We start from the raw sequence: 8,489 nt of genomic DNA, 5'->3' as shown, positions 1-8,489 counted from the left end.
ATGGCGACCGCGGTGGGGTCGGCCGCGCCATGCCCGCCCGATGCATCGGCCAGCCCGGCGAGTCCGAACAGCGCGTGCCAGACCTGCGACAGCGACAGGCCGACGCTGCCGACCGCCAGCGACAGCAGGAACACCGCCACCGCGGCACTGGCCAGCAGCGCGCAGACGGCCAGCGCGCGCCGCATCTCAGCGGCGCCGCGCATCGGTCTGCCTGCCGTCGTACGCGCCGTTGCCGGGGCCGCTGTCCGCATCGATGCCGCCTATCGCTGGCGCCAGCCGAGCGTGATGAAGCCGGCCCGGCCCTGCGTGTTGTAGGGGTAGGCCAGCTGGTAGTCCTTGTCGAACAGATTCTCGACGCGGGCGGCGATGAACCATTGCTTGTCGATGTTGTAGCGCGCGTTGAGGTTGACGATACCGTATCCGCCCAGCGTGCGCGAGCCGCTGTCCCGGCGCGACGACGACACGATCCACTGTCCGCCGAAGCGCCAGTTGCCGACGTCGCGGCCCAGGTCGAGCGCCGCATGCCGGCGCGCGCGGCGCAACAGCTGCGTGCCGGTCTGCTCGTCGACCGGGTTCTGCATCGTGACGCTGGCGGTCACGTCGGTGCCGAGCAGCCGCGCGCGCCACGACGCCTCGACGCCCTCGACCTTGGCGCTGCTGACGTTCTGCGCGAGGAACATGCCGCTCGGCTGCAGCGCCGACGTGATCAGGTTGTCGTACTGCGTGCGAAAGGCCGTCACGCGCAGCAGGCCCGCGCCCTTGCTGTCGTACTGCGCGCCGATCTCGACCGAACGCGCCCGCTCCGGCTGCAGGTTCGGCTGGCCATAGTTCGGGTAGTACAGCTCGTTGAAGGTCGGCGCGCGGAACGCATTGCTGGCGTTGGCCAGGAGCTTGAACTGCTCGGTCACGTAGTAGCCGTAGCCGGCGAAATAGCTGCCCTTGTCGCCGAAATCCGAATAGTGGTCGTTGCGCAGGTTCAGCTGCAGCTGGTGCTTGCCGATGCGGCCGTCGTAGCCGCCGAACACCGACACCACGTTGCGGCTGGGCGCGGCATACGAGTTCGAGTCGAACTGCTGCTGCAGGTACTCGGTGCCGAACATCAGCTGGTGGCCCTTGGCGAGCGCGTATTCGTTCTGCCAGGTGAACTGGCGCGTGCGCGTCTTGAAGCGGCTGTCGAACACGCCATTCAGCGTGTTGTCGCTGTCGTCCTCGCTCTGCGCGACCTTGAAGCGCGTGGTCCAGTCCGGTGCCAGCTTGCCGTTGACGAAGGCGGACAGCGTATAGAGCTCGCTGTCGCTGCGCCAGTCGTCGGTGGGCCGGCCGAACGTGCTGTCGTAGGACAGCTTGCTCTTGCTGTAGTAGGCCGCGACGCCCGCCTCCCAGTCCGGCGCGAAGCGATGCTTGATCTGGCCGGAGACGCTCTTGTTCTCGTACGCGTTGTCGTTCGGATTGGCGCGCGGCTGCAGGCGCGTGTTCACCGCCGAGAAGCCATCGGTCTTGAAGATCGAGCCGGTCAGGTTGAACGAGGTATCGCCGACCTGGCCGCCGTAGCCGACCGTCGCGCGGCGCGTATTGTCGCTGCCGTATTCGACCTGCGCGTTGGCGGCGGGCGGCTTGCCGGCACCACTCCTGGTGAAGATCTGCACCACGCCGCCGATCGCGTCGGAGCCGTACAGCGCCGATACGTTGCCGCGCACGACCTCGATGCGGTCGATCTCGTCGGGCAGGATATTGGCCAGTTGCGCGGTGCCGCTGCTGGCCGAGGCGATGCGCACGCCGTCGATCAGGATCAGCGTCTGGTTGGAATTGGCGCCGCGCATGAACAGCGTGGTGTTGGCGCCCATGCCGCCGGTGGCGGCCAGTTCCACGCCGGCCTGCGTGCGCAGCAGCGAACGCAGATCGGGCGCCTGGCTGTTCGCGATTTCCTGCCGCGTGATCACGGTGGTATGGGGCAGCGCCTCGTCCAGCGGCTGCGCGGTGCGCGTGGCGCTGATGACGACCGGGGCCAGCGTGGTGTCCGGCGACTGCGAGGACTGCTGCGCCAGCGCGGGCCACGCGCACAGCGTGGCGGCCGACAGCAGCGCGGCCTGCGCGGGGGAGCGGACAGGCGCGCGGACAGCGACGCGGACAATATCGGAGGCGATGGCTTGGGCGCGGGCGCGCGCGGTCGGGCGCGGGGCCGGCAGTGCCGGGCGACGCGACCTCGAAGACGATGAAAGCATGGTGCTCGAGCGGAAGTGATAGCCTGGCCCGTTCCCCCGCGGACCGTCTGGCGGTGAGGCTGCGCGAGCGCGATGGCGGCCGGCATGCCCGCATCCAGGCCGGTATCCGGGCTGGCGATCGGCACCGTCCGCCTTCCCGGAACCATCGGTCCAGTGGCATGTGGGACGGTGAGGCGAGGCCGGGGGCGTGGAGACGATCGTGCCGATCGGCTCGGGCGCGGCGGCGATCGCAATCGCTTACCGTTGCGGGGGCAGCACAGGTTGGACCGGCATCGCGCGGCGGCGTGGCGGACTCCCTGTTTCCCGTTTAACTGCAATCCGATGGGGACCGGATCGCGAGCACCTGAAAACGCGCGTGAGTGTAGGCAGTTTGACGGCCCCCGTCAAATCGGCGGCGCCTGCGGCCCATTGCGCCGCCGCGTGCCCCTGAGCGGCGCGCATTGCGGCCAATGACCGACGATCGATGCAACTTCGAGGGGAATGCACGGTCACAATCGCTTCCCGCAGTGATGACGCGGATCATGCATCGGCTAGAATCCCGTTACCTGACACCCTGAGACACGACAGGCCCATGCTGACCGAACTCGAACAACTGGCCGCCAAGATCGGCCGCGTGCTGCACCACGCGGATACGCTGGCGGCGGAAAACCAGCGGCTGCGCGAGGAGATCGAACGCCTGCAGGCGGAGGCCGCGCAGCTGCGCAGCGATCGCGAAGCGATGGCTGCCGATCGCGAACTGCTGAACATCAAGATCGAGGAAGCGCAATTGCGCATCCAGTCGATCCTGGACAAGCTGCCCACGGCCACCGATGCGCGCCAGCTGGACCTGCTCGAGGAAGGGGAGCTTCCCGCCGAGCGCATCCAGGGAGAACCGCGCGGCGCCCAGCCTTCCGGAGAACACGCATGAGCGGCAACAAGCAAGTCGAAGTCCATATCGCGGGGCAGCCCTACCGCTTCGCGATCGCCCCCGAGAACGAGGCCGCACTGCTCGAAGCGGTGGCCCTGGTCGACGACCAGATGACGCGGATCAAGTCCGGCGCCTCCACCAAGGGCGTCGAACGGGTCGCGGTGATGGCCGCGATCAGCATCGCCTCGGATCTGCTCGCGCTCAAGCGCAAGCAGCAGGAGGACGGCGCGATCCCCGTGGACGCGGTACGTGCCCGCATCCGCGAGCTGAACGAGCGCGCCGACGAGGCGCTGCGCCAGTACGCGCATGTCGGCACCAGCATGGTCGGCGGTATTGCGGCCAATACCGCTGGCCATACCGCCGGCAATACAGTTTCGCCGGCGCAATCGTGACCCCTTGAATTGCATCCAGGGACCCGCATATGGGTCCTTGTGCAAGGGCCTTCACCATGGCGATATACGGCCATACAAGGGATGTGAAGACCGTGCCGCGCCTGCCGCGCAAAATGTAACGACAAGCCAGGACACGCTTGGTATGCGCGAAACCCCGGTGTATAGTGGAGCCACTGCACGGGGTACCAAGGTGCAGAAGCATGGTCGGGTTATCGCGCCCGGCCGCCGTTCTCCTCCCATCCTAGTTAGAAACGGCAAACGTCTGACCTCCCCCGGACTTCGAGTCCGGGTCAAACTGGATAGTCAGACGTTTGACAGTTTCCCTGCCTGGTTCGCGAAGGTCATAACTCCTTGAACCGATATGCATTGCATGGTGCGGGATGATGCCGTGTGGGCGAGCGCGTCACAGTGTTCATAGCGCAGGTCTCGAACCTGGGCTCCCTGAATAGGTGATGTACCCGAAATGCGGCTTCCGCAGCCACACTGAACCTCACTTGGGTTCAGGATGCCGACCCAACGGCCGAGGCGGGGACCCCATGCAAGAGGCGATGGTCTTTGGACCATCGCCTCTTTTTTTTTGCCCGCGCAGTGGCCTGCGATTTTGCCTGCGATGCCAATGCGGACGATGATGGCGCTTTCACGGTATGCTTGCCGCGTCGCGCCGCCGCTGCCGAGCCCTTGCCGCGTGCTCGCGATGCCGTTCCGACCATCCAAGACGTGCGAGCATGAGTCCCTCCGACAAGAAGGCGGCCACCAAAGCCGCCGACAAACCGGCCGCCGGCGCGTCCCGCGCGCGCCAGTACTGGCTGATGAAATCCGAGCCCGACGAGGCGAGCATCGATACGCTGGCCGAGCAGGGGCGTCTGCCCTGGACCGGCGTGCGCAACTACCAGGCGCGCAATTTCATGCGCGACGCGATGCGCATCGGCGACGGCGTGCTGTTCTACCACTCGTCATGCCCGCAGCCCGGCATCGCCGGGCTCGCCGAGGTCTGCTCGACGCCCTACCCCGATCCGACCCAGTTCGACCCCGACAGCAAGTATCACGACCCTGCGTCCAGGCCCGAGCATCCGCGCTGGGAGCTGGTCGACGTCAAGTTCGTCGACAAGTGCGAGCTGATCTCTCTGGCGGCATTGCGCGAGCATCCGGAGCTGGCCGACATGGTCGTGCTGCGCCGTGGCAACCGGCTGTCGATCACGCCGGTCACGCCGCAGGAATGGCAATTCATCACCACGCGGCTGATGGGACGCCGCTGAACCGCGTGCGATCCACGCGGGCAAGACACGAGCCGCCCGCGCAATAACCATAACGAAAAACATCACGAAGCGATCCACGCATGACTCTCTCCCTGATTCCCGCGCTGCTGCTGCTCGGCGCGTTCACCGGCTTCTGCGCCGGGCTGCTCGGCGTCGGCGGCGGCATGATGATGGTGCCGTTCCTGACCCTGACATTCAGCTGGCTGGCCTTTCCCGAACAGGCGATCGTCCATATGGCGATCGCCACCTCGATGTCCACGATCCTGTTCACCTCGCTGTCGTCGGTGCGCGCCCACCACAAGCAGGGCGCGGTGCGCTGGAAGATCGTATTGGCGCTGGCGCCCGGCATCCTGCTGGGCGGCATGATCGGCGGCGGCAAGGTGTTCGCCGCGCTGAAGACCGGCTGGCTGTCCCTGCTGTTCGCGCTGTTCGTCGGCTTTTCGGCCTCGCAGATGCTGCGCAACCGCAAGCCGTCGCCGAGCCGGCAGCTGCCCGGCTTTCCGGGCATGTTCGGCGCGGGTTCGGCAATCGGCTTTCTGTCCAGCCTGGTCGGCGCGGGCGGCGGCTTCGTCTCGGTGCCGTTCATGACCTGGTGCAACGTACCGATCCACCATGCGGTCGCCACCTCCGCCGCGCTGGGCTTTCCGATCGCCGCGGCCAGCGTGATCGGCTATGTCTGGAGCGGCTACCAGATGACCGGGCTGCCGGCCGGCTCGCTTGGCTACGTCTATCTGCCCGCGCTGGCGGTGATCGCGATCGCCAGCGTATTGACCGCGCCGCTGGGCGCCCGCACCGCGCACCGGATGGAGGTCCGCAAGCTCAAGCGGATCTTCGCCGGCATGCTGTTCTGCCTGGCCGCCTACATGCTGTGGAAGGCCTGGCAGGCATTCTGAACGAGCCGGCGGCGGCGCGATGCGGGTACTGGCTCGGTAAGACGCCGATACAAGCGCCCCGCGGGTCAAGGGAACCCCGCGCTGCCAGTGACCGTCTGATCACCATCACATTGTCATGGAGAACTCGATGAAGCAATTGCTCGCCGCTACCCTGCTCGGTACCACCGCACTGGCCGCCTCCGCACAGGGCGGACCGATGCCGCCCGAAGGCTGGCAGCCCCCCGCGGGCGTGCTGTCGCTGTCGGCGGAGGCCGCGGCCGAGGTACCGACCGACGTGGTGCGCGTGACGCTGGCCGCCGAGCAGGAAGGCGCCGAGCCGTCCGCGATCTCGTCGGCGCTGTCGGCCAAGGCCCAGCAGGTGATCGAGCGCGCCAAGCGCGTATCGGGCATCCAGGCGGAATCGGGCGGCTTCACGATCTATCCGAGCACCGACCGCAATGGCCGCATCAGCACCTGGCGCGGACGCGCCGAGGTCATCCTGCAGTCGCGCGATTTCACCGCGGCCTCGAAGCTCGCCGGCGAGCTGGCCAGCCAGATGCAGGTGCAGAACATCAGCTTCTCGCTGTCGCGCGAGGCGCGCCTGGCGGCGGAGAGCAAGCTGACCGAACAGGCCGTCGCCGCGTTCCGCGACAAGGCGCAGACGACGACCCGGCTGTTCGGCTATGGCAGCTATACGATCCGCAGCGTGCAGGTCGGCGAGGCCGGTGCCGTGACGCCGATGCCGCGCATGTACGCCAAGGCCGCGATGGCCGCCGCGGAGGCCGCGCCGGTGCCGATGGAGGGCGGCAAGGCCCAGGTCACCGTGACGGTCAATGGTTCGGTGCAGATGCTCAAGTAAGGCGCCGCCAAGACAGGACACCGCCCCATGGTGTTCTCCCTCTCCCTCTCAGGGGGAGAGGGTTGGGGAGGGAGGTGGTTTCAAGCGGCGCAGGCATGACCAGCGCCGTTGCCCTCTCCCCCGGCCCCTCTCCCGCAGGCGGGAGAGGGGAGCCAACCGAGCGGAACGCGGCTCTAACCGCTGAACCGCTCCCGCAGCAGATTCTTCTGCACCTTGCCCATCGTATTGCGGGGCAATTCATTGACCAGGTGGATCCGCTTGGGCACCTTGAAGTTGGCGATCCGGTGCTTCAGCGTGCCGATCATCGCCTGCTCGTTCAGTTCGGCGCCCGGCTTGCCGACCACCACCGCCACCACCGCCTCGCCGAAGTCCGGATGGGGCACGCCGATCACCGCGCTCTCCTGCACACCGGGCATCTCGTCGAGGAAGCTCTCGATCTCCTTCGGATAGACGTTGTAGCCGCCGGAGATGATCAGGTCCTTGCTGCGGCCGACGATGGTCAGATAGTCGTCCGGCACCTTGCGCTCGGCCGACATGCCGACGATCGCGCCGCCGAAGCGGCCCATGTCGCCGGTCTTGAACCAGCCGTCCGCGGTGAACTCCTCCCGCGTCTTCTCCGGCATGCGCCAGTAGCCCTTGAACACATTGGGCCCCTTGACCTCGACCGCGCCGATGTCGCCGGCCGCGCAAGGATTGCCGTCGCCATCGACCACGCGCACCGACACGCCCGGCAGCGGACGGCCGACGGTGCCGCCGATCCGTTCGCCCTCGCCGGCGTCATAGGGATTCGACACCAGCATCACCGTCTCGCTCATGCCGTAGCGCTCGAGAATCGTATGGCCGGTGCGCTCGCGGAACGCCTCGAAGGTCTCGAGCAGCAGCGGCGCCGAGCCCGACACGAACAGCCGCATGCGGCGGCACGTATCCTCGTCGAAGCGCTGATCCTGCAGCATCCGCACGTAATAGGTCGGCACGCCCATCATCACGGTCGAGCGCGGCAGGAAGCGCAGCACCTGCTCCATGTCGAACTTCGGCGCCCAGATCATCTTGGCGCCGGCCAGCAGCGCGCCGTGCGAGGCGACGAACAGCCCATGCACATGGAAGATCGGCAGCATGTGCAGCAGCACGTCGTCGCTGCGCCAGCCCCAGGCCTTGTGAAGCGTCTCGGCATTCGACGACAGGTTGCGATGCGTCAGCATCGCGCCCTTGCTGCGTCCCGTGGTGCCGGAGGTATAGAGGATCGCCGCCAGGTCGTCGGGCCCGCTTTGCACGGTGTCGAAGCGGTCCGGCTGCGCGGCGGCGCGCGAGAGCAGCGTGCCGCCGCGGTCGTCGTCGAGCGTGAATACATGCCCGGTGCCATGGCGGAACGCCAGCTTCGACACCCAGCCGAAATTGGCGCTGCTGCAGACCACCACCGCGGGCTCGGCATTGCCGATGAAATAGTCGATCTCCGCTTCCTGATACGCCGTGTTCAGCGGCAGATAGACGTAGCCGGCGCGCAGCGTGGCCAGGTACAGGAACAGCGCCTCCGGCGACTTCTCGACCTGCACCGCGACGCGCGAGCCTTCGGGCAGATCGAGCGAGGCGAGCAGATTGGCCAGCTTGGCGGTGGCGCGATCGAGATCGTCCCAGCTGTAGTACAGGCCGTCGTGCGTCTCGATGCAGCAGGCCTCGCGCTTGGCGGGGAAGCGGGATTCGAACAGGGCGAACAGATTGGCGTTCATGCGATCAGCGGATAAAAAGCTTGGGGGGATAAAAAACGGGGAACGGCAGTGGCGGCGCCAAGCGCCCTAGTGCCCTTCAAAACGGGGCGGCCGGCGCGCCAGGAAGGCGGCGACGCCCTCGGCATGGTCGCGGCTGGCCGCGTACGAAAAATGGGCATCGAGCTCGGCGTACGACAGCGGCGCCGGTTGCGGCGACAGCCGCGCGATGGTGGCCTTGTTGATGCGGGCGGCCAGCGGCGCGCCGGCGGCGATGCGGC

At 67.3% G+C, this 8,489-nt stretch carries 7 protein-coding genes, 2 pseudogenes and 1 riboswitch; of the genes and pseudogenes, 5 read left to right on the top strand and 4 right to left on the bottom strand.

The features are described 5' to 3' along the window. Positions 1 to 203, bottom strand: a pseudogene (locus B551_RS27045) (hypothetical protein); the annotation flags it as partial. A 57-nt stretch (positions 204 to 260) separates the two neighbouring features. Further along, positions 261 to 2,222, bottom strand: coding sequence for a TonB-dependent receptor domain-containing protein (locus tag B551_RS09410; protein ID WP_006577386.1), 1,962 nt, complete (start codon positions 2,220 to 2,222; stop codon positions 261 to 263). A gap of 79 nt (positions 2,223 to 2,301) precedes the next feature. After that, a riboswitch (cobalamin riboswitch) is annotated at positions 2,302 to 2,584 on the bottom strand. Between the two features lie 209 nt (positions 2,585 to 2,793). Between B551_RS09410 and B551_RS09405 the strand changes: the two genes are divergently transcribed. The 5 genes from B551_RS09405 to B551_RS09385 all read left to right on the top strand — a co-directional run bounded on the left by B551_RS09405 (position 2,794) and on the right by B551_RS09385 (position 6,508). After that, on the top strand, positions 2,794 to 3,129 hold the full coding sequence (locus tag B551_RS09405) for a hypothetical protein (protein WP_006577387.1): 336 nt from the start codon (positions 2,794 to 2,796) through the stop codon (positions 3,127 to 3,129). Further along, positions 3,126 to 3,521, top strand: coding sequence for a cell division protein ZapA (locus tag B551_RS09400; RefSeq protein ID WP_006577388.1), 396 nt, complete (start codon positions 3,126 to 3,128; stop codon positions 3,519 to 3,521). Before B551_RS09405 ends, B551_RS09400 begins: the two co-directional genes overlap by 4 nt. An 809-nt stretch (positions 3,522 to 4,330) precedes the next feature. Further along, positions 4,331 to 4,777: an EVE domain-containing protein gene (locus B551_RS09395; protein WP_043438401.1), complete on the top strand. Its 447-nt coding sequence runs from the start codon at positions 4,331 to 4,333 to the stop codon at positions 4,775 to 4,777. 80 nt (positions 4,778 to 4,857) lie between these two features. Then, positions 4,858 to 5,670: a sulfite exporter TauE/SafE family protein gene (locus B551_RS09390; protein WP_006577390.1), complete on the top strand. Its 813-nt coding sequence runs from the start codon at positions 4,858 to 4,860 to the stop codon at positions 5,668 to 5,670. Positions 5,671 to 5,797: 127 nt separating this feature from the next. Beyond that, positions 5,798 to 6,508 (top strand): SIMPL domain-containing protein, encoded by a 711-nt coding sequence (locus tag B551_RS09385; RefSeq protein WP_006577391.1) that lies wholly within the window; start codon positions 5,798 to 5,800, stop codon positions 6,506 to 6,508. A 173-nt stretch (positions 6,509 to 6,681) separates the two neighbouring features. Here B551_RS09385 and B551_RS09380 read toward each other — a convergent pair whose 3' ends face one another. Together B551_RS09380 and B551_RS09375 are read right to left on the bottom strand one after the other, a co-directional pair. Continuing rightward, a complete protein-coding gene (locus B551_RS09380; RefSeq protein WP_006577392.1) occupies positions 6,682 to 8,232 on the bottom strand; it encodes a malonyl-CoA synthase in 1,551 nt (516 codons plus the stop codon). Positions 8,233 to 8,298: 66 nt separating this feature from the next. Then, positions 8,299 to 8,489, bottom strand: a pseudogene (locus B551_RS09375) (enoyl-CoA hydratase/isomerase family protein); the annotation flags it as partial.

It is taken from the genome of Cupriavidus sp. HPC(L) (assembly GCF_000307735.3).
Taxonomy (GTDB): Bacteria; Pseudomonadota; Gammaproteobacteria; order Burkholderiales; family Burkholderiaceae; genus Cupriavidus.
This window is presented reverse-complemented; position numbering and strand designations above follow the sequence as displayed.